The sequence below is a fragment of the Selenomonas sp. F0473 genome (assembly GCF_000315545.1).
In the GTDB taxonomy this organism is placed as follows: Bacteria; Bacillota; Negativicutes; order Selenomonadales; family Selenomonadaceae; genus Centipeda.
This window is the reverse complement of sequence record NZ_JH992902.1, coordinates 1,013,093-1,038,854: the sequence shown is the minus strand read 5'-3', so window position 1 is coordinate 1,038,854 and position 25,762 is coordinate 1,013,093. Positions and strand designations below refer to the sequence as shown.

Annotated in this window: 27 protein-coding genes; 19 read left to right on the top strand and 8 right to left on the bottom strand. The window is 61.2% G+C overall.

All coding sequences use genetic code 11. The features are described from left to right. Positions 1–133 precede the first annotated feature (133 nt). The 8 genes from nrdG to HMPREF9161_RS04755 form a co-directional block, all read right to left on the bottom strand. A complete protein-coding gene (gene nrdG, locus HMPREF9161_RS04790; RefSeq protein ID WP_037348584.1) occupies positions 134–664 on the bottom strand; it encodes an anaerobic ribonucleoside-triphosphate reductase activating protein in 531 nt (176 codons plus the stop codon). Beyond that, positions 636–920, bottom strand: a complete 285-nt coding sequence (gene nrdD / locus HMPREF9161_RS04785; protein WP_009728556.1) for an anaerobic ribonucleoside-triphosphate reductase — start codon at positions 918–920, stop codon at positions 636–638. Before nrdD ends, nrdG begins: the two co-directional genes overlap by 29 nt. 282 nt (positions 921–1,202) lie before the next feature. Next, the gene (locus HMPREF9161_RS04780) at positions 1,203–2,264 is read right to left on the bottom strand and encodes a mechanosensitive ion channel family protein (RefSeq protein ID WP_009728555.1); all 1,062 of its coding nucleotides are present in this window, start codon (positions 2,262–2,264) and stop codon (positions 1,203–1,205) included. Between the two features lie 32 nt (positions 2,265–2,296). Further along, on the bottom strand, positions 2,297–2,668 hold the full coding sequence (locus tag HMPREF9161_RS04775; protein WP_009728554.1) for a hypothetical protein: 372 nt from the start codon (positions 2,666–2,668) through the stop codon (positions 2,297–2,299). Then, entirely contained in the window at positions 2,665–3,072 is a 408-nt protein-coding gene (locus tag HMPREF9161_RS04770; RefSeq protein ID WP_009728553.1) for a cytidine deaminase, read from the bottom strand. The genes HMPREF9161_RS04775 and HMPREF9161_RS04770 overlap by 4 nt, the downstream gene beginning before the upstream one ends. Continuing rightward, positions 3,062–4,384, bottom strand: coding sequence for a thymidine phosphorylase (locus HMPREF9161_RS04765; protein ID WP_009728552.1), 1,323 nt, complete (start codon positions 4,382–4,384; stop codon positions 3,062–3,064). The genes HMPREF9161_RS04770 and HMPREF9161_RS04765 overlap by 11 nt, the downstream gene beginning before the upstream one ends. A 12-nt stretch (positions 4,385–4,396) precedes the next feature. Then, positions 4,397–5,581, bottom strand: a complete 1,185-nt coding sequence (locus tag HMPREF9161_RS04760) for a phosphopentomutase (RefSeq protein WP_009728551.1) — start codon at positions 5,579–5,581, stop codon at positions 4,397–4,399. Beyond that, entirely contained in the window at positions 5,578–6,132 is a 555-nt protein-coding gene (locus HMPREF9161_RS04755; RefSeq protein WP_009728550.1) for a GNAT family N-acetyltransferase, read from the bottom strand. The genes HMPREF9161_RS04760 and HMPREF9161_RS04755 overlap by 4 nt, the downstream gene beginning before the upstream one ends. A 184-nt stretch (positions 6,133–6,316) precedes the next feature. Here HMPREF9161_RS04755 and HMPREF9161_RS04750 point away from each other — a divergent pair, with 184 nt between their 5' ends. The 19 genes from HMPREF9161_RS04750 to HMPREF9161_RS04660 all read left to right on the top strand — a co-directional run bounded on the left by HMPREF9161_RS04750 (position 6,317) and on the right by HMPREF9161_RS04660 (position 25,664). Continuing rightward, positions 6,317–6,793 (top strand): hypothetical protein, encoded by a 477-nt coding sequence (locus HMPREF9161_RS04750; protein WP_009728549.1) that lies wholly within the window; start codon positions 6,317–6,319, stop codon positions 6,791–6,793. Between the two features lie 31 nt (positions 6,794–6,824). Then, entirely contained in the window at positions 6,825–7,853 is a 1,029-nt protein-coding gene (locus tag HMPREF9161_RS04745) for a rod shape-determining protein (RefSeq protein ID WP_009728548.1), read from the top strand. Positions 7,854–7,917: 64 nt separating this feature from the next. Beyond that, the gene (locus tag HMPREF9161_RS04740) at positions 7,918–8,718 is read left to right on the top strand and encodes a flagellar hook-basal body protein (RefSeq protein WP_009728547.1); all 801 of its coding nucleotides are present in this window, start codon (positions 7,918–7,920) and stop codon (positions 8,716–8,718) included. A gap of 87 nt (positions 8,719–8,805) precedes the next feature. Then, a complete protein-coding gene (gene flgG, locus HMPREF9161_RS04735) occupies positions 8,806–9,600 on the top strand; it encodes a flagellar basal-body rod protein FlgG (protein WP_009728546.1) in 795 nt (264 codons plus the stop codon). A gap of 59 nt (positions 9,601–9,659) precedes the next feature. Continuing rightward, entirely contained in the window at positions 9,660–10,361 is a 702-nt protein-coding gene (gene flgA / locus HMPREF9161_RS04730) for a flagellar basal body P-ring formation chaperone FlgA (protein WP_232213517.1), read from the top strand. 37 nt (positions 10,362–10,398) lie between these two features. Further along, the gene (locus HMPREF9161_RS04725) at positions 10,399–10,998 is read left to right on the top strand and encodes a flagellar basal body L-ring protein FlgH (protein ID WP_198002153.1); all 600 of its coding nucleotides are present in this window, start codon (positions 10,399–10,401) and stop codon (positions 10,996–10,998) included. A 16-nt stretch (positions 10,999–11,014) separates the two neighbouring features. Then, complete coding sequence (locus HMPREF9161_RS04720; protein ID WP_009728543.1) at positions 11,015–12,127, top strand: flagellar basal body P-ring protein FlgI; 1,113 nt, start codon at positions 11,015–11,017, stop codon at positions 12,125–12,127. A gap of 11 nt (positions 12,128–12,138) precedes the next feature. After that, entirely contained in the window at positions 12,139–12,600 is a 462-nt protein-coding gene (locus tag HMPREF9161_RS04715; protein WP_009728542.1) for a rod-binding protein, read from the top strand. A gap of 99 nt (positions 12,601–12,699) precedes the next feature. Beyond that, complete coding sequence (locus HMPREF9161_RS04710; RefSeq protein ID WP_009728541.1) at positions 12,700–14,193, top strand: phosphodiester glycosidase family protein; 1,494 nt, start codon at positions 12,700–12,702, stop codon at positions 14,191–14,193. A 137-nt stretch (positions 14,194–14,330) separates the two neighbouring features. Beyond that, positions 14,331–15,296: a polyprenyl synthetase family protein gene (locus HMPREF9161_RS04705; RefSeq protein ID WP_037348796.1), complete on the top strand. Its 966-nt coding sequence runs from the start codon at positions 14,331–14,333 to the stop codon at positions 15,294–15,296. 14 nt (positions 15,297–15,310) lie between these two features. Next, positions 15,311–15,649 carry a twin-arginine translocase TatA/TatE family subunit gene (locus tag HMPREF9161_RS04700; RefSeq protein WP_009728539.1) on the top strand — a complete coding sequence of 113 codons (339 nt, stop codon included), beginning with the start codon at positions 15,311–15,313 and terminating at the stop codon, positions 15,647–15,649. 212 nt (positions 15,650–15,861) lie between these two features. Next, entirely contained in the window at positions 15,862–16,080 is a 219-nt protein-coding gene (locus HMPREF9161_RS04695; protein ID WP_009728538.1) for a twin-arginine translocase TatA/TatE family subunit, read from the top strand. Positions 16,081–16,084: 4 nt separating this feature from the next. Next, positions 16,085–17,023, top strand: coding sequence for a twin-arginine translocase subunit TatC (gene tatC, locus HMPREF9161_RS04690; RefSeq protein ID WP_009728537.1), 939 nt, complete (start codon positions 16,085–16,087; stop codon positions 17,021–17,023). A gap of 18 nt (positions 17,024–17,041) precedes the next feature. Continuing rightward, positions 17,042–18,502 carry a menaquinone biosynthesis decarboxylase gene (locus HMPREF9161_RS04685; RefSeq protein WP_009728536.1) on the top strand — a complete coding sequence of 487 codons (1,461 nt, stop codon included), beginning with the start codon at positions 17,042–17,044 and terminating at the stop codon, positions 18,500–18,502. After that, positions 18,499–19,359: a 4-hydroxybenzoate octaprenyltransferase gene (locus tag HMPREF9161_RS04680; protein WP_009728535.1), complete on the top strand. Its 861-nt coding sequence runs from the start codon at positions 18,499–18,501 to the stop codon at positions 19,357–19,359. Before HMPREF9161_RS04685 ends, HMPREF9161_RS04680 begins: the two co-directional genes overlap by 4 nt. Before the next feature lie 23 nt (positions 19,360–19,382). After that, positions 19,383–20,249 carry a bifunctional methylenetetrahydrofolate dehydrogenase/methenyltetrahydrofolate cyclohydrolase FolD gene (folD, locus tag HMPREF9161_RS04675; RefSeq protein ID WP_009728534.1) on the top strand — a complete coding sequence of 289 codons (867 nt, stop codon included), beginning with the start codon at positions 19,383–19,385 and terminating at the stop codon, positions 20,247–20,249. A gap of 211 nt (positions 20,250–20,460) precedes the next feature. After that, positions 20,461–22,128: a formate--tetrahydrofolate ligase gene (locus HMPREF9161_RS04670; RefSeq protein ID WP_009728533.1), complete on the top strand. Its 1,668-nt coding sequence runs from the start codon at positions 20,461–20,463 to the stop codon at positions 22,126–22,128. 233 nt (positions 22,129–22,361) lie between these two features. Then, positions 22,362–24,554 (top strand): TonB-dependent siderophore receptor, encoded by a 2,193-nt coding sequence (locus HMPREF9161_RS04665; protein WP_009728532.1) that lies wholly within the window; start codon positions 22,362–22,364, stop codon positions 24,552–24,554. Between the two features lie 84 nt (positions 24,555–24,638). Then, positions 24,639–25,664: an ABC transporter substrate-binding protein gene (locus HMPREF9161_RS04660; protein WP_009728531.1), complete on the top strand. Its 1,026-nt coding sequence runs from the start codon at positions 24,639–24,641 to the stop codon at positions 25,662–25,664. Positions 25,665–25,762 lie beyond the last annotated feature (98 nt).

The window sequence follows — 25,762 nt, the reverse complement described above, 5'->3', positions numbered from 1 at the left end:
AGAGACCCATTTATGGGTAGCAAGTAACAAACGCATGGCTGGCAGGCCAATAAAAAGCGTACTTGTACGCCGCTAGTAATATTAGGGCTATGCCCGAAAATGAAAAACCACCCGCTACGCGGGTGGATATTTATTATACTTCATCCGCGTATAGGAGCGTCATCGTTCCTGTCGCGCGCGTGGCGGCAAGGTCGATCACACGCTGGTTCCGCGATCCGCGGAAATGGAGCGTGAGGTCGCGCAGTTCCTCGCGGTAGTCGCCGTCTACGAGAACGTCCAACTCGTCGAGCAGGGCGTCCACATCGGGATCCCCTTGTGCGCGCAGTTCCTCGAGCGTGAAGCCCGTATAGCTCCACACATCCAGTCCCCGGGCGTGTGCGGCGCGGGCGAGCGGGAGCAGCGCGCCCGGCTGGAGGAAGGGTTCGCCGCCGCTCAGCGTCAGGCCCGTCAGGAGCGGATTCTCATCGAGCGCTGCGACAACCGCGCCGACGGTTGTCGTACGGCCGCCGCAGAGCGGCTGCGTCTCGGGGTTGTGACAGCCGGGGCAGCGGCGCGGACAGCCCTGCGTGAAGACCGTCAGCCGAATGCCCTCGCCGTCGACAATGGAGTCGCGTGCAATGCCGGAGATACGGATCTCAGTGGAGTCCGTGCTTGACACGCTCATGTTCCTCGGCGCGCTTGGCGTTGTTCCAGCGATCCGTGGTGCCGACGAGGTATCCCGTGATGCGGCGGACGCGCTCGAACTTCGGCTGGCGCATCTCGTAACCGAGCGTGACGCGGCCGTCGTCCGTACCCGTGATGGAGAGGCTGTCGAGTTTTTCGTGCGTCTGCCCTTCGATGTAGGCGATGTAGTTCTCCACCTCGTGTGCGGTAACATCCGAGAGACCGTTTACCGTGACGTTGATATCGTTGACAATCATGCTCTGCATTCTCCTTTGAACTCCGCCCCTTTTGCGGCGGGATAGTATGTTGGGCGGCTGTCCGCCGTTTCGTGATGGATTATACAACATGTAGTGGGGCGGAGTCAATAGGAAATCTATATATAGTTGTTCATGCACAGAGTTATCCACAAGAAATTTTTGGAAAAACAGGCGCGTGCCGTCGCGGATGCCGATGAAAAAAGGCTCTGCGGGCATGGCGAAGTCCCTAAAGTTATCCACAATTTCCCTAGGGAGAATCTGTGCATTCTGTGGATAATTGCGCTACTCTTTGATCTCCTGTTCCTGAATGATCGTGCGGATCGGGTAAGGCATGTCGATGCCCTCTTTGCGGTAGCGTTCGGTGAGAGCCTTGATGAACTCATGCTTGATGAGACCTTGATGGTCGAAGAGACTGGACTGCAGAACGACGACGAAGTCGATGGAGGATTCGCCGAAGTCTGTGAAGCGTACTAAGGGATTTGCGATGACACTCTTGTCGACGCGTGAGAGCACCTCTTTCGCCGTTTCGACGGTGACGCGCTCCACGAGCGAGAGGTCGCTGTCATAAGAGACGCCGATAGGGACGCTGATGTTGATCTGTTTGCTCGGCAGACTGTAGTTTGTGATGTTCGCCCCCGCGATGGTTTTATTCGGGATAACGATGGTGTTGCTCGCGCCGACGGGGATGATGGTGGTGAACCGCCATGTGATGTCGGTGACGCGCCCTTCCTCGCCGCTGCTGAGCTTGATGTAGTCGCCGAGGCGCAGCTGTTTCGAGAGGATGAGGTGCAGCCCCGCGAAGATATTGGCGAGCGTCTCCTGCAGGGCGAGCGCGACCGCCATACCGCCGACGCCGGCGGCGGTCAGAATGGGCGCGATCGACACACCGTAGTATTGGAGGATGACGAGAATCCCCATCGCGTAGATCACGCCGATGAGAATGCCGTTGAGGAGGGTGGTCTTCGGGAGATTTTTGCCCGACCGCTCGAAGTACATCGTCACGATGCCGTCCACAGTACGCGCGATGACGCGTGTGATGATCAGCACATTGCTCGTAAAGAGGAGGTAGGAGAAGAGTTTCGTGAGAGTCGGCGAGATCTCCACCGCATCGATTGCCCAATAGAGGCCGATGATGAAGCTGAAAAAGATCGGTACGCCGTGCATGGAGCGGACGAACACGTATTTCCACGTGCTCTCCTCCACGGAAAGATGGCGGTTGATATAGCGGCGAACGAGGCGGTCGGCGATAACGCCCGCCGCGAGGGCTGCGAGGACGATACAGACCGGAATGAGGAGGAGGTCGAGCGTCGTTGTAAAATCGATGTCGTAGGAAAAGATGCTCAAGGTTGGCTCCTTTCAGATGAGTGAGGCGTGCGTTAGGCGGGGAGAAATTCTTCCCGCGCGGCGGCGATGCGCATGGTACCGAACGGGCTCGCGATGGGCCGTGAAATCGGCGCATCGGCCGGCAGTGCGGCGCCGTACCGGTGGCGCGGCGGATCGACGATGGAGACAGCGTGCCGGCGGGCGCGCATTTCGGAGGAAAAGCGGCCGTTGATCACGTTGAACAGCTCGCTGACCGCATCGACGGCGAGTTCCTCCATGCCGTCGAGAGAGACGCCGCTGTAACCGCCCGCGAGGGTAAAGAAGGCGTCCTCGCAGGCGGCGAGACCGACGACGAGAGGACTGCCGTCCGCCTCGAGGCGTTGGGAGACGGCGATGCGCGCGTCGTCGACGATGAGTATCTTCATGGGATAGGCTCCTTTCCGGGCAGTGCCGCGGCGCCGAAGGCGTGCGGGAGCAGCGCGGCGGGCGTCATAACACGCAGGTCGCCGCGCAGATTTGCGAGGATGACGCGTCCGACGGGCAGTTCCGCGATCATCTGGCGGCACATGCCGCAGGGGACGCAGACGCCGGGGCTGTCCGCGACGACGGCAAGCGCCTCAAAGTCCCGCTCGCCGTCCGCGACGGCACGGGCGATGGCCGCGCGCTCGGCACAGATGCCGACGGGATAGGAGGCGTTCTCCACATTCACGCCGCCGTAGACACGCCCGCTGCGGCCAAGGAGCGCGGCGCCGACGGCGAAATGGGAGTACGGCGCGTAGGCGTTCTCGCGGAAACGCAGCGCCTGCGCGACGAGTTCTCTATCGGTCATGCCAGCCCTCCGCATCCATTGTGCCGTAGATGAGACGCTGCGGCGGCGGGGCGGCGGGCTCTATGGCATAGGCTTCTTCGAGCCGCGCGGCGGCGGCCGCCGCCTGTGCCTCGCTGTCCGCATAGAGCACCGCGAGCGCATCGCCGGCGGCGACGCGTTCGCCGTATTTCTTATCGAGACAGATGCCCGCCGCATGGTCGATCGCCGCGTTTTTGGTTGCGCGTCCCGCGCCGAGGAGGACGGCGGCGCGGCCGACGGTTTCGGCGTCGAGGCGCGCAATATATCCGGTTTCTCTTGCGGTGAGTACGCATTGGCGCTTTGCCTGCGGGAATTTGCGCGGGTCGTAGAGCACGGCGGTATCGCCGCCCTGTGCCGCCGCCATACGGACGAAGGTTTCGAACGCCGAACCGTCCGCAACGGCGCCTTCGGCGCGCGCGCGGCACTCTGCGCGTGTGCCGCATCCCGCCAGATGCAGCATGCCTGCCGCGAGGGAGAGAGAGACTTCGCGCAGGTCGGCGGGGCCTTCGCCGCGCAGCACCTCCATCGCCTCGGCGACTTCGAGGCTGTTGCCGACGGCATTGCCGAGCGGTGCGTCCATGTTCGTGAGGAGCGCGGCGGCGGGAAGCCCCGCGCCCCGACCGATGTCCACCATGAGGGCAGCGAGCGTGCGCGCCTCCTCTGCGGTCTTCATGAAGGCGCCGCGGCCGACCTTCACGTCGAGTAGGACGGCGTCGGCGCCGCACGCGAGTTTCTTGCTCATGATGGAGGACGCGATGAGGGGGATGCTGTCGACGGTCGCCGTCACGTCGCGCAGGGCGTAGAGCAGCTTATCCGCGCGGGCAAGCGTGCCCGCCTGTGCGATGAGGCTCGTCCGGCACGCGCGCAGGACGGAGAGGAACTCCTCCTGCGTGAGGTCGGTGCGGAACCCGGGGATGGATTCGAGTTTGTCGACCGTGCCGCCCGTATGCCCGAGGCCGCGCCCTGACATCTTCGGCGCATAGCAGCCGCACGCCGCGACGATGGGGCTGACGATGAGGGTCGTCTTGTCCCCGACGCCGCCCGTCGAGTGCTTGTCGATTTTTTTCCCCGGAATGGAGGAGAGGTCGATGCGGCCGCCCGAGGCTGCCATGATCTTTGTGAGATCGGTCGTTTCCTCGGCCGTCATGCCGCGGAAATAGATTGCCATCAGCATGGCGGACATCTGATAGTCGGGGATTTCATCCGCGACATAGCCGTTTATCATATAGGAGAGTTCGTCGCACGCGAGCGTATCGCCGCGTTTCTTCTTCGTGATGAGGTCGTACATATTCATGGCGGCGCGCCTCTAGCATAGGATGGACGGGAGGAAACTCTCGCCCTTGGTCGCGAGCGGCACGTCGAACATGTCGGCGATGCTCGCGCCGATCATGGCAAAGGTCGGGTACGTGCCGAAACTGCCCGGCACGACGCGTGTGCCGCAGACGAGGAGCGGGACATATTCGCGCGTGTGGTCGGTGCCCGCGGCGCCGGGGTCGCAGCCGTGGTCGGCGGTAATCATGAGCACATCCCCTGCGCGCATCCGCGGGAGAAAATCGGAGAGCCAGTCGTCAAACTCCTGCATCGCGCGCGCGTAGCCGGGGATATCGCGGCGGTGCCCGTAGACGCTGTCGCCGTCCACAAGGTTGACGTAGGCGAGCCCCGTGAAGTCCTCATCGAGGAGCGTCATCGTCTTTCGCATGCCGTCCGCATTGTCTTCGTTGACGCCGAGCGAGCGCGTCAGTCCGCGTCCCGCAAAGATGTCCGAGATTTTCCCGACGCCGATGACGTCGAGGTCCGCCTCCTTGAGCGCGTCGAGGACGGTCTCGCCCGTCGGCGCGAGCGAAAAGTCGTGGCGGCGCGGCGTGCGCTTGTAGTTTGGATACGCGCCGACAAAGGGGCGCGCGATGATGCGCCCGACGGCATGCGGCCCCCGCATGATTTCCCGCGCCCTGCGGCAGTAGTCATACAGTGTCTCTACGGGGACGTGCGCCTCGTGCGCCGCGATCTGGAGCACGCTGTCCGCGGAGGTATAGACGATGAGCGCTCCCGTTTCCTCGTGCGCCCGGCCGTAGTCGTGAATGACCTGCGTGCCGGAGTAGGGCTTGTTGCAGAGAATCTTCCGACCGAACGCCTTTTCCAGCTGCGCGACGATCTCCTGCGGGAAGCCGTCGGGGTAGGTCGGGAGCGGCTCGTTGCGCACGATCCCCGCCATTTCCCAGTGTCCGGTCGTCGTATCCTTGCCGCGCGAAAGCTCGCGCAGGCGCGCGTATGCCCCCTCGGGGGCGTCGTGGACTCTGCCGCAGGTTACGCCGTCGATGTTGTAAAGGCCGAGTTTGCGGAGATTCTTCGCGGGGAAAAGCCCGCTCTCGGTGACGGAGCGCAGCGTGCTGCACGTGGCGGCGTCGCCGAAGTCCGCGGCGTCCGGCGCGGCGCCGATGCCGAAGCTGTCCAGCACGATGAGGAAGACGCGTTTGATGTCTGTGTTTTTCATAACGATTCCATCCCTTCCGGTTCAAGACCCGCACGCCGACGCGCGCGGTACTCGCGATCCAGTATGCCGAGGACGACGAGATTCTCGTAGGCGCCGTTCCTCAGGAGCGTTTCGCGGATGAGCGCCTCGCGCACCATGCCTTCGGACTCATAGAGGTGCAGGGCGCGCGCGTTGTAGTCCTTGCAGTCGAGCCACGCGCGGTGCGCGCCGCAGACGCCGAACGTCCACGCCTTCAGCAGCCGCATCGTCTCATGGCCGTAGCCGCGTCCCTTTTTCCCGATAATGACATGCGTCCATTCCTGCTCTTTGCTCTCGAGGAGGAGCCCCGCGACGTGGAGATAGCCGACGCGTTCGAGCGTTTCCTTCTCCGTCACGATGATATCTATCGCGGCCTTTCCCTGCAGGACGATCGTTTCGTGATCCGCGCGTGAGAACGGGACGATGTAGTCGCGGTTGTCCTCCGCCTCCTGCAGCGCGCAGACGTAGTCGATATCCTCGGGTTCGGCGCGGCGCAGTAGGAGACGCGGACCTTCCTTTAAAATCTCCGCCATACTATGCTCCTTTTTATGAAAGAAAATCTTTCTGTTATTTTACATTGAATGCGCCCGTAAATGCAAATGTTTTGCGCATATCGGGCGGATATCGCGCGGATAATTATAGATTGACGTCGGATGGCGAAAATCATATAATGAAAAGACTTGATAGAGAATATGCCGAAAGAAATGGGAGGCAGGCATGGGGGAGCAGAAGAAGCCGACGGTGCGCGAGGTGCTTTGGCGCAAGAAGCGCGCGCGCGACCGGGTACTCGCCGCGGTCGGGAATCTGTGCGACGAGGCATGGGCGCTTTTCGAAAAGCTTGCGGCGGATCGCTCCGCGACGGCGCGCGATGCCGTGACCGCACGCGAGATGAGCCTCCGGCTGCGCTCGCTTGCCTACATCATCGAGGGCGAACACTATATCGACCGCATCGCCTTTGAGCTGCGTACGAAGGAAGTCTATATGACCGCGGCCGAAGTCTCCAAGGCCTACGTGTCGGAGATGGTGCTCGCGTTTCTCGACGGGATCCTGAATTATGGAAGACGCTGCAAATGGGACGATAAGGCGCTGGAGAAAGAGTATATGGCGTCGCTCGAAGCGTCTCTCGAAGAGGTGCGCGCGGCGTTGACTCCCGTACCGGAGCAGGCCGTCGCCTCAGATGAAAGCGAAGATTGATTGGTGACAGATATTAGGAGGAATTTCCTGCATGTTCGGCATGTCAATGGACATTGGAATCGATTTGGGCACGGCAAACGTGCTTGTCTATGTAAAGAGGAAAGGCATCGTTCTCAAGGAACCGTCCGTCGTCGCGGTGAACCGCGACACGAATGATGTCCTCGCGATCGGAGAAGAGGCGCGGCGGATGATCGGGCGCACGCCCGGCAACATCGTCGCCATCCGCCCGCTGCGCAACGGGGTGATCGCGGATTACGACATTACGGAGAGCATGCTGCGCTTTTTCATTGAAAAGGTAGTCGGGCGCAGCATCGTCTTTCGCCCGCGCATCATGATCTGTATCCCGTCGGGCGTGACGATGGTGGAGCAGCGCGCCGTGCAGGAGGCCGCCGAGCAGGCGGGCGCGCGTCATATCCAGCTCATCGAGGAGCCGCTTGCGGCGGCGATGGGCGCGGGGCTCGACATCGTAGAGGCACAGGGCTCGATGGTCGTCGACATCGGCGGCGGGACGACCGACGTCGCGTTGATCAGCCTCGGCGGCGTCGTCACGAGCGAGAGCCTGCGTGTGGCGGGCGATGCCTTCGACGAGGATATCATCGCGTATGTCAAGCGCGAGTTCAACCTGCTCATCGGCGAGCGCACGGCAGAGGATATCAAGACGCGTATCGGGGCCGCCTATACGGCCGCGCGGCGCGAACAAATGGACATCCGCGGACGGGATCTGCTCTCGGGACTGCCGAAGAGCGTTACGATCTCCACGGCGCAGGCCTCGGCTGCGATTGAGCCCTCGGTGATGCGCATCGTGGACTGCGTGAAAAAGGTGCTCGAGGAGACCCCGCCGGAACTTGCGGCCGACATCATGGACCGCGGCATTGTTTTAACGGGCGGCGGCGCGCTGCTCTACGGCATGGCCGAGCTCATCCAGCATGAGACGGGAACCCCGACGGTCGTCGCGGACGAGCCTATGTCCTGCGTGGCGCTGGGGTGCGGCAAAGCGCTTGACGTTTTCGATAAATTTGACGGTAAGGCGATAAATACGACATTCGGCAGAAAAAAATAAAGGAAAAATCGTCGCTGCGGCGAATTTTATTCCAGAAGGATATGTTTCGGGAAGAGGGATAGTTATGTGGAGAGGACTTTATATCGCGGCATCCGGCATGATCACGGAGACCAAACACACGGATATGATCGCGAACAATTTGGCAAACGCTTCGAATACCGGGTTTAAGCGCGACGATATGGCGATCCGTGAGTTCGAACCGATGCTCCTGCGCCGCATCAACGATTATGCGGCAGGTACGGACGTCACGAGCTTCAAGGGATTTCACCTGGGGCACGGGGCGCCGCGCGTCGGCGCGCTCGGCCTCGGTTCGGCCGTGGACGAAATTGCGACGGACCATCTGCAGGGGGCGCTCCAGACGACGGGCAACACCTATGACCTCGCCATTTCGGGCGAGGGATACTTCGTCATCGATACGCCGCAGGGGCCGCGCTACACGCGCGACGGCAGCTTCTACCGTGCGGCAAACGGACGGCTCGAGAACGTGCGGGGGCAGGCGGTGCTCTCGGCGCAGGGACGTCCCATCAATATTCCGGAGGATGCGACGCACGTTACCGTTTCGAGTGACGGACGTCTCTACGCGAACGGCGCGGAGATCGCGCAGATCGGTTTCGTCCGGTTCGACGCGCCGGATGCCGTGATCAAGCAGGGCGACAATCTCTATCGTCCGCAGGCGGGCGCGCGTCCGATGCAGGCCACGGGGGTGATCGAGCAGGGAATGCTCGAGATGTCGAATACGAGCGTCGTCACGGAGATGGTCGAACTCATCAACAACTACCGCGTCTACGAGGCCGGCTCGCGCGCGGTGCAGACGCAGGACGCGCTGCTCGACAAGGCCGTCAACGACGTCGGCCGTACGAGTTAAATTAATTTAAGAAAAAAAGAAATCCTTTCGATATAATAGAGTGGATTACGCAGTATATAAAACTTCTCTTGGAGGGGGATACCGACTATGATGAGAGCACTTTGGTCCGCCGCGTCGGGGATGAAGGCGCAGCAGACCCAGATGGACGTCGTGGCGCACAATATCGCAAACGTCAATACCTACGGCGGCAAAAAGGTGCGCGCGGAGTTCCAGGATCTCGTCTATCAGACGCTCCGCGAGGCGGGCGCGCAGAACGGTACGGACTCGCAGTACCCGACGGCACTGCAGATCGGCCTCGGCACGCGCGTCGCGGCGACCCAGCGCGTCTTTACGCAGGGCGCGCTGCAGACGACGGATAACCCGACCGACATCGGCATTCAGGGCGAGGGGTTCTTCCGCGTCACGCTGCCGGATGGAACGACGGCGTATACGCGCGACGGCACATGGAAACTCGACAGCAACGGGAACATGGTGACGACGGACGGCTATTTAATTGCCGACAACATCCAAATCCCTGATACCGCAGTGAGAGATTCCATTACGATCTCGGGCGACGGACGTGTCTCTTACCGTTTGGCGGGGGCAAACACGCAGACGGAGGGCGGGAATATTACGCTCGCGCGTTTCGTGAATCCCGCGGGTCTTACGTCCATCGGCAAGAATCTCTTCGTCGTATCCGACGCTTCGGGCGAAGCGGTCGAGTCGACGCCCGGCCTTGACGGCGCGGGGACGCTCACGCAGGGAACGCTCGAGATGAGCAATGTGCAGATCGTTGAGGAAATGGTTAACATGATCATCTCTCAGCGTGCGTATGAGTCCAACTCCAAGGCCGTCACGACGTCGGATTCGATGCTCGAGATCGCAAATACCCTCAAACGTTGATTTTTTCCAGTAGAATTTTTACAGCCATTCTATGCCTATGGAGTGGCTTATTCGCTTTTTTGCCTGCACCCCATGCTTCCGGCGCCGCCTATGGTTGGGCGGGAGAGCAGTTTCCGAATGTGCTCTCTGCCGCGCAGATCGCGCAGCTCGCATCGCGAAAAATTGAGGAGACGCTTGCGGAGCGGGGGGAAACGCGTCGCCACGAGCTGCATTTGCGGCGGACGACCAACACGATGCGGCTGCCTGCCGGCGAGATCACGGCAGAGGTGACGTTTCCGCGCGAACTTCCCTACGGCCGGGACTTTCCCGCCCTGATTTCCGTCTATGTCGACGGCGTGTTTCGCCAGCGTGCGACGTTTTATTACCAACTTACCGTCTATGATCGCGTACTTGTCGCCATGACTGATATTCGAACGGAAACCGCGATTACGCCGGCAAATGCGCGCATTGAGGAACGTGCGGTGGACACCGCGCCGCCCGTGACGCTGACGGATTTCGCAAAACTCGAGGGGCGCGTCGCGGGACGCTACATCCGCAAGGATACGGTAATCACGCCGCAGATGCTTGCGATGCCGCTGGTGATCCGCGCCGGGAATCCGGTCACGCTCATTTTGGATGCGAACGGCATCGCCATCCGCGCCGAGGGGGTCGCAATGGAGGGCGGGCGCATCGGCTATACGATCCGCGTGCGCAACGCGCGGTCGGGTAAGATGATGCGCGGCAAGGTGATCGACGCACAGACGGTGCGGATCTCCGGCTGACGATATCATGGATACGGGATTCCGGGAGGAACATATGATGAGTAGAAGGAAATGGCTTGCAGGGATACTCGTCGCCGCATGCGCGGCGGCAAGCTGCGCGCCCGCGGTCTCGGCGGAATCCCTGTGGAAGAACCCGAGCGGCTATTCCACGCGCAGCGCGTTTGCCGACCACCGCGCGATGAATGTGGGAGACATCGTAACGATCATCATCAGTGAAACGACGACGACGTCGGCCACGCGCTCGTCGGCAAACGAGAAGAGCGGGTCGGTCTCGATCGGCGCGGGCGTCGGTATCTTTGATTTCCTCAAGGCCGCCTCGGCGAGCGGTTCCGATAAGTTCAATGCGAAGGGCTCCGCTTCCGCGACAAATCGTACGATCGGCAATGTGACGGTGACGATCTCAGAGATCACGCCGGCGGGGAATTTTATCCTCGAGGGCACGCAGTCCATTTGGCAGAACCGCAACGAACACAAGATCACGTTCCGCGGCATGTGCCGCCCGGAGGATATTTCTGCCTCGAATACCGTGCTCTCGACGCGCGTGGCGGATGCGACCGTACGGTTCGACGGCAAAGGCCCCCTCAACGCGAAACAGCGGCAGGGGATTCTGACGCAGATATTCAATATCTTGTTCTAAAAAGGGGCGTTGTCTTATGAAGAAACTTGCAGCGCTGCTGCTCCTCCTCGCCCTTATGACAGGCGCACTGCCAAATGTTGTCTCGGCGGAATCCGCCGTCACGCGCATCAAGGACATCTCTAAGGTTCAGGGCGTCCGCTCCAACCAGCTCATGGGCTACGGTCTCGTCGTCGGTCTCAACGGCACGGGAGACGGCTCCAGCTCGGGAGAAACGCTTCAATCCATTGCGAATATGCTTGTGAACTATGGGGTCAACGTCGATAAGAGCGTGCTCAAGCTCAAAAATGTCGCCGCGGTCATGGTGACCGCGACCCTGCCGCCCTTCGTCCGCGAAGGCGACGCGCTCGATGTGACGGTTTCGTCCATCGGCGATGCGAAGAGCCTCCGCGGCGGGACGCTCCTGCAGACCCCGCTGAAGGCCGGAAACGGCGAAGTCTATGTCGTTGCGCAGGGCGCCGTCTCGACGGGCGGCTTTACGGCCGGGCGTGGCGGCAGCAGCGTGCAGGCGGCATTCCCGACGGTCGGTATTGCTGTGAATGCGGGCATTGTCGAGCGTACCGTCGAGGAGGACATCGGCAGCGACGGACATATCTCGATCTCCCTCGCGCGTGCGGATTTTACGACGGCGTCGCGGATCGCGGGAGCGATCAACGCGCAGTATGGAAATATCGCGCAGGCTTCGAACCCCGGACGGGTCGACGTGGCGATTCCCACATACTACCGCGGGAATGTCGTGGGCTTTGTCGCCTCGCTCGAGGATCTGCCGATTCGTCCCGATAACAATGCGCGCGTCGTTATCAACGAGCGTACGGGGACCATCGTCATGGGCGGCGATGTTTCCGTGGATGCGGTCGCCATCACGCAGGGCGGCATTACGATCCGCATCCAGGCGAATCCCGATGTCTCACAGCCGGGGCCCTTTAGTTACGGCAATACGGTTGTGACGGAGGACCCGGATGTGCAGGTTTCGGAATCGAAGGGCAGCACGATTGTTCTGCCGGCGACGACGAACGTCAGCGATATCGTGGGGGCGCTCAATTCGGTAGGCGCGACGCCGCGCGATACGATTTCCATTTTGCAGGCGATGAAGGCGGCGGGCGCGCTGCACGCAGAGCTTGAGATCATCTAAGGAGGCACGGCATGACGATACAGCCGCTCGACGGGGCGTCCCTCATGGGGATGCCGGCAAATTCCTCCTACGACGCGGCGCGCACGAGCGCCGAGGAAAAATCCTTTCAGGCGACGCTGGATGAACTCCGGCAAAAAGCGGCCGCCGCAGAGAGAACCGAGCCGCATGACGCGGTACCGCAGTCGGCGTCGACCGGTGGTGCGCCAAAGCGCCCGGTGACGGATGCGGACGCACAGGCGAAGAAGCTGCGCGAGGCCTGCGAGGGATTTGAAGCGATGTTCCTCAGCATGATGTATAAGCAGATGCGGGCGACGGTGCCCGAGAACGATCTGTTCGGCAAGAAGTCCAATGCAATGAAGATTTTTGAGGATATGCGGGACACCGAACTTATGAATGTCGCGGCGAAGAGCGGCGGCATCGGGTTGGCGGATATGATGTACAAGCAGCTTTCGCCGACCGTTGTGAAGAAATAAGAGAGAGAAAACGTCCTTGAAAGGGCGGTTTGACAAAGGGAGCTGTTTGCGGGCAGCTCTCTTTCTTTTTGGATTTTGCCGCGTAGTTTGGAGTATGTTATGCATGTGTTCTTGAAGAAAATATTTGTGTTCGCCGCGGCGCTTATGTTCGCGGCGACTTCTTATGTTTATGCCGCGGCGGGCATGACGGGGCTGCGCACCTCCTCCGGGGCGGAGCGCGACCGCATTGTCTTCGATCTCACGGAAATGCCGATCTATCATGTGAACGCTTCCGAGGACGGACGTGAGCTGACGCTCGACTTCGCCGATGTGGACGCGTCGAAACTCAAACGCGCCGCTATACGGACGAAGCGGATACAGTCCGTTTCCTATGAGAAACGCAACGGGCACTTTTACGTCACCGTTATGATGGCGAAGGGGATGACGTACCGGATCGGCAACCTGACCAACCCGTTCCGCGTGTTCCTCGATATTGCGCCGACGGGCGCGGAAAAGCCCGCGTCTAAGCCTGCGCCGCTGCCTGCGCCCACACCCGTAAAGCCCGGGGGGGATAACGGATCCGCGAAGCCCGGCGTCTCCGAGCTGCCCCTCCTGCGTGAAAAACAGCTTGCGCCCGGACTTGTCCAAAAGACCTACGTTTATGAGGACGCGGACGGGCGCGTGACGGCGTACTTCGTCGAGGCGGATCCCAACCGATTCAGCGTGCGCCCGGCCCTTGCGCGCGGCTATATCCCCGGACGGCAGACGGTCAGCGGGATCGCCCGGGCGACGAATGCCGCCGCAGCGATCAACGCCTCCTATTTTGCTCTCAACGGCGAGCTGATCGGCGTGACGAAAATTGACGGGCTTGTTGTCGGCACAACGTATTTTGACCGCAGCGCGTTCGGCGTGATGCCGGACGGCTCCTTTATTTTCGGTGTGGCGTCGTATAACGGAACGGTAAAACTCGATCAAACGACGCTGCCCGTCTCGGGGGTCAATACGGAGCGCGGCGAGAACAATCTCATCGTCTATAACCGCGCGTACGGCAGGACGACGGGGACGAACCCCTACGGGCTGGAGTATGTCGTGCGGAACGGACGCGTGACGGAGATCAACACGAATGATTCCGCGATTCCGTCGGACGGCTATGTCGTCTCGGTACACGGATCGTCGATGGACGGTTTTGCATCCGCGGGCGTACGTGTCGGAGATCCGGCAGTCCTCGCGGAGCATCTCGGCGGCGCGTTTGACCGCGCGGTACAGGTGCTCGGCGCGGGGCCGCGCCTTGTCGCGGACGGCAGCGCGCATGTCACCGCGGGCGAGGAGCAGTTCCCGGGAGACATCCGTTATGGACGCGCGCCGCGCAGCGCGGTCGGCGTAACGAAAGCGGGGAAAATTCTCTTTGCGGTTGTGGACGGGCGTCAGTCGCATAGTCACGGTCTGACCCTTACGGAGTTTGCGCAGCTGCTCGTGCAGTTCGGCGTACAGAATGCCGTCAACCTCGACGGCGGCGGATCGTCTGAACTTTATGCGGGCGGCGCGGTGCTCAACTCCCCCTCCGACGGTTCGGAACGCGCCGTCGGGAGCGCGCTGATTCTGCAGAAGAAATAATTTTGACGGTATTAGCGCGATATGATAGAATGTGATGAGGTTTATGCTCGCGGGCATCATAGATATGGATGGAAAAGAGGCGCCGCTCCGCTCCTGCGGATCGCGTTAATGTAGGTGATAAGACCTTGAAGAACGACATGTTTGATGTCATACGGGAGGATCTCGCGGTACTGGAGTCGGCGCTCGAAGAGGCGCTCGTTTCGGAGTCGGCGCTTGTGAACGGTATCGGCGCGCACCTCGTCTCGTCCGGAGGAAAGCGCCTGCGGCCCGCACTCTTTCTGTTGGCGGCGCGCAGCGGCGCATCGTTTGACCGCGCGCGCGCGATGCCGATCGCCGCGGCGTTGGAACTGATTCATACGGCATCTCTCGTACACGACGATGTGATCGACGATGCGGACACCCGGCGCGGCGTGGAGACCACCAATGCAAAGTGGGGCAATCAGGTCGCCATCTTGAGCGGCGACTATATCTTTGCCCGCGCATTCAGGCTCGTTGCGGAGACGGGGTATCCTTCACAGATCTATATGCGTCTTGCCGATCTTGTCTGCACGCTGAGCGAGGGTGAAATCCTGCAGGATCATGCGGTCTATCAGGTGCCGGCGGGCGAGGATGCGTACTATGAACACATCCGTAAGAAGACGGCGGATTTTCTCGAGATTTGCTGCGAGATCGGAGCGTCTGTCGGAGGCATGAGTACCGAGGATACGGCGCGTTTTGCGCGGTACGGACATGCGATCGGGATGGCGTTCCAGATCACGGATGATCTGCTGGATATGGAGCAGACGTCGGAGCGTATTGGAAAACCGGCGGGGCGCGATCTCGCGCAGGGGTATGTGACCCTGCCCGTGATCCGCGCGCTGGCAGTGCTCGGAGAGCCGGAGCGTGACGAGCTGACGGCGCTGATTACAAATCCGCAGATGACGGAGGAGGAAGTCGCGCGCGCGCTCGTGCTCGTGCGCGGCACCGACGGCGTGGACTACGCGCAGACCCGGGCGAACGCGTATCTCGAACGCGCCAAGGCGGCGCTGCCCGCATCGCTCGACGAGCGGATACGGGAGACGTGTCTAACGGCGGCGGATTTTATTGGCCGCAGGGAGTTCTGAAGAAGGTGTCGTAAATGTTTGGTATAGGCGTCCCCGAACTGATTCTGATCCTCGTCGTGGGACTGATCGTGTTCGGCCCGGGAAAACTGCCCGAGATGGGGCGGACGCTGGGAAAAGGGCTGCGCGAGTTCCGCAGGGCGTCGAACGCGCTGACGCAGGCGATCAACGCGCCCAATCCGCCGCCCGCGCCGCCGCAGGCGCAGCCCAGCGCGCAGCAACCGCCGGCACCGTCCGCACAGGAGACGACGCAGCCGCCCGCCCCCGCGACGGCGGAGAGCGCGGCCGCAGCCGTCGCGGCACATCGGGCGGCGCAGGCAGAGCCTCCGGCCGGAGGCGAGCAAAAGAGGGAATAAGTTATAGAGAAAGCCTAGCAAAGCGGCAGTCATGCGTCGAGATTGTACCGCACGAGCGATACCGCGGCGAAGTGAACGTTTTGATGCCTGGCCGGGAATAAGAAAAATACAAGGAAAGGCGTAGTCGAATGCCTGCGTCGACCGCAGGATTTTTTTGAAACGACGACGCTGGGCGCAAAAATCTCACTTCACAATTTTGGGAGGGTAGCAATATGTTTGGACTGGGAGTTCCGGAATTAGTCCTCATCCTCATCATCGGGCTTGTGATCTTCGGTCCCGGGCGCCTGCCGGACATCGGCAAAGCACTCGGCAAGAGCATCAAAGAGTTCAAATCGGCGAACAACGAACCGGAGGCACCACGGACGGAGATCAACGTCACGGAGCAAGCGAAACGGCTCTCCGAGGACGGAAAGACGGAAACGAAGAGCTAGTTCTATGGCTGAGGAATCGAAAACGCCGGAAATCGCGGCGGATTTCCCTGCGGCTGCGGAGGAGCGCGGCGCTGTGCGCGCGGCCGCTCCTGCAGAGATGCCGGCCTCCGCTGCGGCACAGAAGAACCCCTCTTCGAATGTTCGCGCCGCAGAGCAGCCGGCCGAGGCGCCTCCCCTCGCGGAACCCGACCCGACGGGCGGAGAGGAACCGCCGCTCGCAGGGGCGCCCTCATCGGAGGAGGACGACGACGAGGGGAGCATGTCGCTCATCGCGCATCTGACGGAGCTGCGGTCGCGGCTGATCAAATGTCTCGTTGCCGTCGCCGCAGGGAGCGGCGTCGGCTATTACTTCATCGAAGACATCATGCACTATCTGACCCGTCCGGTCGGAAAACTTTACTACATGCAGCCCGCGGAGGCGTTCTTTACCTATATCAAGATCGCCGTCGTCGTGGGCTTTCTTCTCGCGCTTCCCGTGATCTTTTACCATGTGTGGCGCTTCTTCCTCCCCGCGCTCACGCGTGCAGAGCGTCTCGTTCTTGGGATTGTCGTGCCGGTATCGGTCGTCCTCTTCTTTCTCGGGCTGGCATTTTCGTTCTTTCTCGTCTTTCCGGCGGCGATTCTATTCTTCAAAGGATTTGGGAACGCGGAACTGGAGGCGCTCTTTTCGGTCAATCGTTACTTTGAATTTGTCATCATGTTTGTCCTGCCGTTCGGCTTTGTCTTCGAGCTGCCGCTCATCATTACGATTCTCGGCAAGCTCGGCTTCATCTCCTCGGCGGTGCTCAAAAAATATGCCCGCATTGTCATCTTTCTCGCGTTCGTCGTCGCCGCCGTGATCTCTCCGACGCCGGATGTGTTCACACAGTCGATGATCGCCGTGCCGATGATTGCACTCTACGGCGTGGGGTATCTGATCGTGCGGTTTGTCCTGCACAAATAATATCTAGGAGGGATTTCCTTGGCGTATCAAGATCTGCGCGAGTTCATCGACGTGCTTGAGCAGCGCGGTCTCCTTAGACGCATCACCGCAGAGGTCGATCCGGAACTGGAGATCACGGAGATCACGGACCGCATCTCGAAGCGGGAGGGGGAGAAGAACGTGGCCCTCCTCTTTGAGAACGTCAAGGGCTCGACGATGCCCGTGCTCATGAACGCGTTCGGCAGTTATGAGCGCATGGCGCTCGCATTCGGCGTGGAAAAACTCGACGATGTGGCGGACGAGCTGACGGAGCTGCTCAAAATCCCGCACATCTCCCTCCGGAACAAGATGAACCTCATGACGCTCATCCCGATGGCGCGCAAGGCCATCAACTTCCCGAAATATGTGAAGAACGCGCCCTGCCAGGAGGTCGTCGAGACCGAGAACCCGAGCCTCGACGGCATCCCCATCCTCAAATGCTGGCCGGACGACGGCGGGCCATTCGTCACGCTGCCGCTCGTCTTTACGAAGAACCCCGCGACGGGCAAACGCAACGTCGGCATGTACCGCCTGCAAAAATATGACAGCCGCACGACGGGGATGCACTGGCACATCCATAAGAACGGCGCGGAGAACTTCCGCGATATGAAGGCACGCGGCGGCACGCGCATCGAGGCGGCGGTCGCCATCGGCACCGACCCCGTGCTCACCTACGCCGCGACGGCGCCGCTGCCGCGCGACATCGACGAAATGGTGTTCGCGGGTTTCCTGCGGCACAAATCGGTCGAACTCGTCAAGTGCGTGACGGTCGATCTCGAGGTGCCCGCGACGGCGGAGATTATCCTCGAGGGCTATGTGGACACGGACGAGCGGCGGCGCGAGGGGCCGTTCGGCGACCACACGGGCTACTACTCGCTCGCGGACGATTACCCGGTCTTTCACATCACGGCGATCACGCACCGCAGGGATCCCATCTATGCCGCGACGGTCGTCGGCAAGCCGCCGATGGAGGATTGCTTCATCGCCAAGGCGACGGAGCGGATTTTCCTGCCGCTGCTGAAACAGATGCTGCCTGAAGTGGTCGATATCAATATGCCGCTCGAGGGCGTGTTCCACGACTGTATCGTCGTCTCCATCAAGAAGCAGTTTCCGATGCACGCGCGCAAGGTCATGCATGCGCTTTGGGGCATGGGGCAGATGATGAACGTCAAGATGATCATCGTCGTCGACGCGCACGTCAACGTGCAGGATATGAAGGAAGTCTGGTGGCGCGTCTTTAACAACATCGACGCGAAATACGACCTCGAGATCGTGCAGGGGCCGCTCGACGTGCTCGACCACTCCTCGCCGATGGCGCAGTGGGGGTCAAAGCTCGGCATCGACGCGACCAAGACGTGGCCGTCCGAAGGGCACGCGCGCGAATGGCCGGACGAGATCGCGATGAGCGAGGAGATCAAAGAACGCGTCACGGCGCGTTGGAAGGAGCTTGGACTCGATTGAACCGATTGATCGAACGGATTCGGGCGCACGCGAACAACACTGCGTTTCATCATACGGTGTTCTCGCTGCCGTTCGCGCTTATGGCGGCGCTGCTCGGCGCGCACGGGCATCCGCGTCCGGGCGATCTCGGCTGGATCGTACTCGCCATCACGGCGGCACGGTCGGCGGCGCTCGCCCTCGACAATCTCGCCGATCTCAAATATGATAAACGGCAGCCCCGTCTCGCGTACCGCGCGATGGTACAGGGGCGCGTGAGCAAAAGGGAGGCGCTCGTCTTTATAGGCGTGTGCCTCCTTGTGCTTGTATTTTCCGTATTGCAGCTGCATCCCGTCTGCATCTACCTGCTGCCGATCGCGGCGTTTCCCTTCCTCATTTATCCGTTCCTCAAGCGCGTGACGGGCTGGGTGCATCTCTTTCTCGGCATCGCGATTGCGATGGCCCCCGCGGGCGGGTGGGTGGCGGTCACGGGGGAGATCGCCGCGCCGACGGTTGTGCTCTGCGTCGCCGTCGCCCTTTGGATCGGCGCCTTCGACGCGATGTACGGCGCGCAGGACGAGGAATTTGATAAGAGGCACGGGCTGCATTCCCTCGCGGTGTCCTACGGGGCGCGCGGAGCGTTCCGCATCGCGCGCGCGGGGCATGCGCTCTCGATTGCGGGATTCGTCGCCGTCGGCATTATGTGCGGCCTGCGCTGGCCGTATTTCGTCGGCGTTGCGATCGCGGCGGCGACGCTCGTCTATCAGCACCGCATCGCAAGCCCGACGGATTTTTCCCGCGTCACCCAGGTGTATTTCATGCGGAACGGGATCGTCTCAATTGCGGTCTGCGTCTTTGCATGGATGAGTTATTATATATGAGAACTGAGAACAGAGGAGAGTATATGGCACGCATTCTGTCGGGCAAGGAATTTGCCGCGAAAATTAAGGAAGACGCGGGACGGAAGGTTATGGCGCTGAAAGCGGAGGGAATCCATCCGCGCCTCGCCGTCGTTATCGTCGGCGCCGATCCCGCATCCGAGGTCTACGTCCGCAACAAGCAAAAGGTATGCGCAGAGCTCGGCATCATCTCCGATCACATCGCGCTGCCCGCAGACGCGGGGAAGGAAGAGCTGACTGCACGCATCGACGCACTCAATGCCGATGCGTCCGTGCACGGCATTCTAATTCAGCTGCCTCTGCCGGAAGGGCTGAGCGCATATGAAGAGGAGATTTTGGAGCGCCTTGACCCGCGCAAGGATGTGGACGGATTTCACCCGATCAGCGTCGGGCGGCTCGTGCTCGGCGCGCCGGGGCTGCGTCCCTGTACGCCCGCGGGCTGCATCCGGATGCTGGAACTGGCGGGCATTCCCATCGAAGGGAAGCACGCGGTCATCATCGGACGCAGCAATATCGTCGGCAAGCCGATGGGGCACCTTCTGCTCGAGCGTCATGCGACCGTTACGACCTGCCACTCGCGGACGAAAGATCTCGCCGCCGTCGCGCGCGAAGCGGACATTCTCGTCGCGGCGGTCGGGCGGCCGGGATTTGTGACGGCCGATATGGTAAAGCCGGGCGCAACGGTGATCGACGTCGGCATCAACCGCATCGCGCCGAAGAAACTCGTCGGCGATGTGGATTTTGAAGCCGTCGCCGAAGTCGCGGGCGCAATTACGCCCGTGCCGGGAGGCGTCGGATTGCTCACAGTGGCGATGCTGATGCAGAATGTGGTCGAGGCTGCCCGAGGTGTGACGCGGGATTTCGGCGCCTAGCGTCGTTATTTCGTCAAATGCTTCGCTAGGAGTAGCCTTTTACTACGCCGTCGCTCGCATTTGACTCATGCCTAGCTGTGCATCCAAACTTCCGCGTCACTTAGGGTTTCTATGGAGGAAGGTATGACGCGGGATTTTGACGCATAGGTTGCGGCAAAACTTATCACCCCTCACACACAATCGGTCCAATTTGGCAAAGGAGAGCACCGACATGAAAACCGACGTCGAAATCGCGCGCGCAGCGAAAATGTGTCCCATCGCGGAGATTGCCGAAAGCATCGGCATCAATGCGGAGCACATCGAACCGTACGGAAAATACAAGGCGAAGATCAGCCGCGAAGCCCTTGAATCCGTAAAAAACAATGCCGACGGGAAACTCATCCTCGTGACCGCGATCAACCCGACCCCCGCGGGGGAGGGCAAGACGACGACGAGCGTCGGACTTGCCGACGCCCTGCATAGGCAAGGGAAAAGAGCCATCGTCGCACTGCGCGAACCCTCGCTCGGTCCGTGCTTCGGCATGAAGGGCGGCGCCGCGGGCGGCGGCTACGCCCAGGTCGTGCCGATGGAGGACATCAACCTCCACTTTACGGGCGATTTCCACGCCGTCACGACAGCGCACAATCTGCTTGCGGCGCTCATCGACAACCACATCCAGCAGGGCAATGCGCTCGACCTCGACGTGCGCCGCATCGTGTGGAAGCGCGTTCTCGACGTCAACGACCGCGCCCTGCGGCACATCACGATCGGACTTGGCGGAACGGCGCACGGCGTGCCGCGCGAGTCGGGCTTCGACATCACGGTCGCCTCCGAGATGATGGCGATCCTCTGCCTTGCGGAGGGCCTCTCGGATATGAAACGAAGGCTCGGGCGCATCCTCATCGGATATACGCGCGGCGGACGCCCCGTATACGCGGAGGAACTCGGCGCGACGGGCGCCCTCGCGCTGCTCTTCAAGGACGCCGTCCGGCCGAACCTCGTGCAGACCCTTGAGGGGACGCCCGCGCTCATTCACGGCGGACCCTTCGCGAACATCGCGCACGGATGCAGCAGCGTCACGGCGACGAAGTACGCGCTGAAATGTGCCGACTATACTGTGACAGAGGCGGGCTTCGGCGCGGATCTCGGCGCGGAGAAATTCTTTGACATCAAATGCCGGATGGCGAGGCTGAGGCCCGATGCGGCCGTCATCGTCGCGACGGTGCGCGCGCTCAAGATGAACGGCGGCGTTCCGAAAGACAGCCTCGGGGAGGAAAACCTCGACGCTCTTCGGCGCGGTGCGGCAAATCTCGCAAAGCACATCGAGAACATCGGCAAGTTCGGTCTGCCTGCCGTCGTCGCGGTCAACGTATTCCCGACGGACACCGAAGCGGAACTTGCGCTGCTCGAAGAACTCTGCGCGTCGCTCGGCGCGCCCGCCGTCCGCTCCGAGGTCTGGGCAAAGGGCGGGGCGGGCGGTCTTGCCCTCGCGGACGCCGTGGAGCGTGCGCTCGCGCAGCCTGCAAACTTTCACACAATCTACGATGCGGCATGCCCGATTGCGGAGAAAATTGAAACGATTGCAAAAGAAATCTACGGCGCGGACGGCGTGGACTTTACGCCCGCGGCAAGAAAACAGCTTGCGGAGATGGAACGGCTCGGCATGACGGAGACGCCCGTCTGCATGGCAAAGACGCAGTATTCCTTCTCCGACGATCCGACCCTGCTCGGACGCCCGACGGGATTCCGCATCACCGTGCGCGAACTGCGCGCGTCGTGCGGCGCAGGCTTCGTCGTCGCGCTCACGGGGAGCGTCCTCACCATGCCCGGCCTGCCGAAACATCCCGCCGCGATGGATATGGACATCGGCGAGGACGGCGTCATTACCGGGCTGTTCTAACGTCTGTATACGACGACGGAACCGCCGTATGGAAATTATCCCGCACAGCGGTTTTATCATGCGGAGAAATGTAATATAGATTGTGTCTTTCTTGACCGCACAGAGAGAATCGTTTAAGATAACATAAGAGAACTGTACCGCATGACAAAGATCGGCACAGCATAGATGCCGCGAGATCATACGGAGATATTGAGCAATGGCGGGAAAATATCTTTGTGTGAGGAGTGTGTGGATTGAAACAGCGGATGAAAAATATGCTGACGGCTGCGGTGCTGATCGGTCTTTTTACCGGCGGACATCAGCCCCTTGCGGCAGCCGCAGAGCAGACGGAACATCATACGGATGCAATGGATGAGTATGCGCTTCCCGATCTCGTCATCTCCGGCGACCGCGTGCGGGATGAGATTGCGGACGGCATGCTGCACAGTGCGGGCGGGATCGGGTTCTTAGGGCAAAAAGACGCGCTCGAGACCCCGTTTCAAGCGATGACCTTTGACGCGGCGGCGATCACGCGGTTTGCCGCGCCGAACCGCAACATCCTGGACGTCCTTTCGCTCGACCCCGCGGTGCGTGCGGGGCGGGGCGCGACCGACAGCGCCGTGTGGATCCGCGGCATCCGCTCCAACGGCAACGCGTGGTACATCAACGGCGTGCCGGGCATCGCGCATCAAAAGGATATGTCGGCGAACTTCGTCGGCAAGGTGACCGTGATCTCGGGGCCCGCCATCGGCGTGCGCGGAACGACCTCCGGCTGGCAGGAGAACGCGGGCGGCGTGATCGACATGGTGTCCAAACGCGCGGGAGAGACGCCCAACCGCGATTTTAAGATCGGGTTCCACGGCAGAAGTTATTTCTCCCAAGAGATCGATATCGGCGAACGCATGGGGAAAAATAAGGCGTGGGGCTTCCGTATCAACGCGATGCAGGGACAGGGGACCCTTGCGGTGCAGAACGCCCGTATGTGGAAACGCGACCTCTTCGTCAACATCGACAACAGGAGCGGCCGCAGCACTATGAATCTCCTGCTCGGCTATGACTATACGCGCGAGCGCGGCAACGGCAACAGCCTCAACGTTCCGGCCTCCATTCGAGCGCTTCCGCGCGCGCCGCGCGGATCGATAAACCTCTCCCCCGCATGGTCGGAGGATGAGTACAGCAACCAAATGGCGGTGTTCAACTATGAGTATGCCGCGAGCGATACGACCAAACTGTTCCTGAATGCCGGCTACCACAAGGAGAACTACACGAGCTGGATCCAGGGCTACAGCAGGGCCCTGCTCGATACGGCGGGGAACTACGGTCCCGTCATCGCCACGGGATATGGGAGCGGCTATTCGCAGTGGCCGGTCGCACACGCGACGAAGTATTTGGGCGTCGGCGTCAAAGGCGCGTTCCGACTCGGCGCGTGGAAGAACGACTATGTCCTGAGTCTCGACCGCCTGTGGTTCCATCGGAACACGATCGGCAACTACGGTTCCGATCCTGCCGAACGATATATCGCCGCGCCCGGCAATATCTATCGGTCGAACGATACGGCGCTGCCCGCATCCCTGCCGAGAAAACCGCTTAAGACCCAGTACACGACGATTATGACGGGCTGGCATATCGTGGACGAGTTGACCGCGCCCGGCGACAAGCTGAGTTTTGTGCTCGGACTGCACGGACACCGCGGTGTGCGGGCGCGGAACTACTCCGGCAGCACCGCGGGCGAGATCGACGCAAAGGCGACCTGTCCCACCTACGCCGTCGCCTATCGCTTCACTCCGCAGCTGACGGCCTACGCGCATCACAGCGAGAGTTTCTCGGAGGGCGCGGTCGTCGGCGCGGGCTATGCCAATCAGGGCGAAACAATCCCGCCGGCCAAGACGCGCCAAAACGAGATCGGCGTCAAGTATATGAACGGCGGCGTTCTGCAGACGCTCAGCCTCTACCGCATCAAGCAGCAGGGAACGAACGACGTATACGAAAACAGCAAAAAGTATCTGCGCATCGACAAGGAACAACGCTATCAGGGGCTGGAGTATTCGGCCGCCGGCAGCCTGTCTTCGAAATGGGATATGATCTTCTCGTTGAACTGCATCGACGCACGGCAGACGAGCGGCCGGAGCGTTCTCGGTTTGCCGAAGTGGAGCAGTGCGATGGTCATGGTCTATAAGCCGACGGACCGCCTCTCCGTGATCGGTCGGCTCGATTACCAGCAGGCGGCACACATCCGGTACGGCGCAAATCCCCTGCAGGTGCCTGCGATCGCCACGTTCGACCTCGGACTGAACTACAAAACGAAGCTCGGCAGCGAGGATCTCCTGCTCTCCCTTATGTGCAGCAATGTGTTCGATCGAAAGTATTGGTACAGCACTCCCGGTTCAGGCAGCATCTATCTCGGCCGCCCACGTACGATCTCGCTCTCGGCAAGCATGGCGCTCTAAAAAATATCGGGGAGAGCCGCGTCCCTCCGGCATCATACGACGGCCGGCGCGGGGGACGGCTTTTCCCATTGCCGGAGGTATGCTATGAGAAAAAAAGGCCGATCTCTCCCGATCGTTCTGTTGCTGGGCGCATGCCTATGGAACGCGGCACAGGCAGGACGGCAGCCCGCGCCGGAAGGGTCGTCCGCTCCCTCTCGCGGTATTGCCATAGAGAACTACGACTCCGACTTCCGACCGCATACCTACTACTATGAGCGGCCGCCGGAGCGTATCGTTGCGCTGTGGCAAAACTCGATCGAGACGCTGCTCGCGCTCGGCGGAGGGGATCGGATCATTGCGGCCGGCGGGCTGTTTTCCACATCGTTTTTACATCCCGAGATTGTTCCCGCCTATGAGGCGATTCCCATACGGGCGCCGCGCGCGATGGACGTGGAGACGCTCCTGATGATGGAGCCGGACCTCATCGTCGGCTGGCTGTGGGATTTTTCCGGGCGCGGCAGCGGCATCGGACGCAGCGAGTTTTGGGGAGCCCGCGGTACGAACGTATATATGACTTCGATGAACGGCGCCGAGTTCAAAGCGGAGCACACGCTTGACGACGAGCTGCGTTACATCCGCGATCTCGGGCGCATCATTGGCCGTACGGATGAGGCGGCCGTACTCGAGCGGCAGATCGAACGCGAACTGCATGTGCCGCATGGAGCGGCGGATACGCCGCCGCGCGTGCTCGTCATCGCCTCGGTTGCCCGCGACCTGCGCATCTATACGCCGCGCACATTGTCCGGCGATCTCTTAGGACGGCTCGGCGCAGAGGTGCTCGGCAAAGAGGAAGAACGGGTCGGCGAGGAGGAGTTTATCAGCTATGAGCAGCTCCTCATGATGGATCCGGACGTCATCTTTGTACAGAGCAGCGCGCCGGAGGATACTTCGCCGCGGGATCGTCTCTGCCGGCATCCGGCCCTGCGCGACCTGCAGGCCGTGCGCACCGGACGGATCTACTGCGTGCCGTTTTATCTGCTGCGCTGTCCCGGGGCGCGCGTTGCGGATTCGATCAGAGAACTGCGCACGGGACTGTATGGCGCCAAAGGGACGGAACCGACAAGAAAATAAAGCATATAGAAAAAGAAGAGGGGTTACTGAACGAAAAGTTCGTACGGCAACCTCTCCTTTTTATGCCGCGGTTGTCACCGCGTTTTGTGCGGACGGCG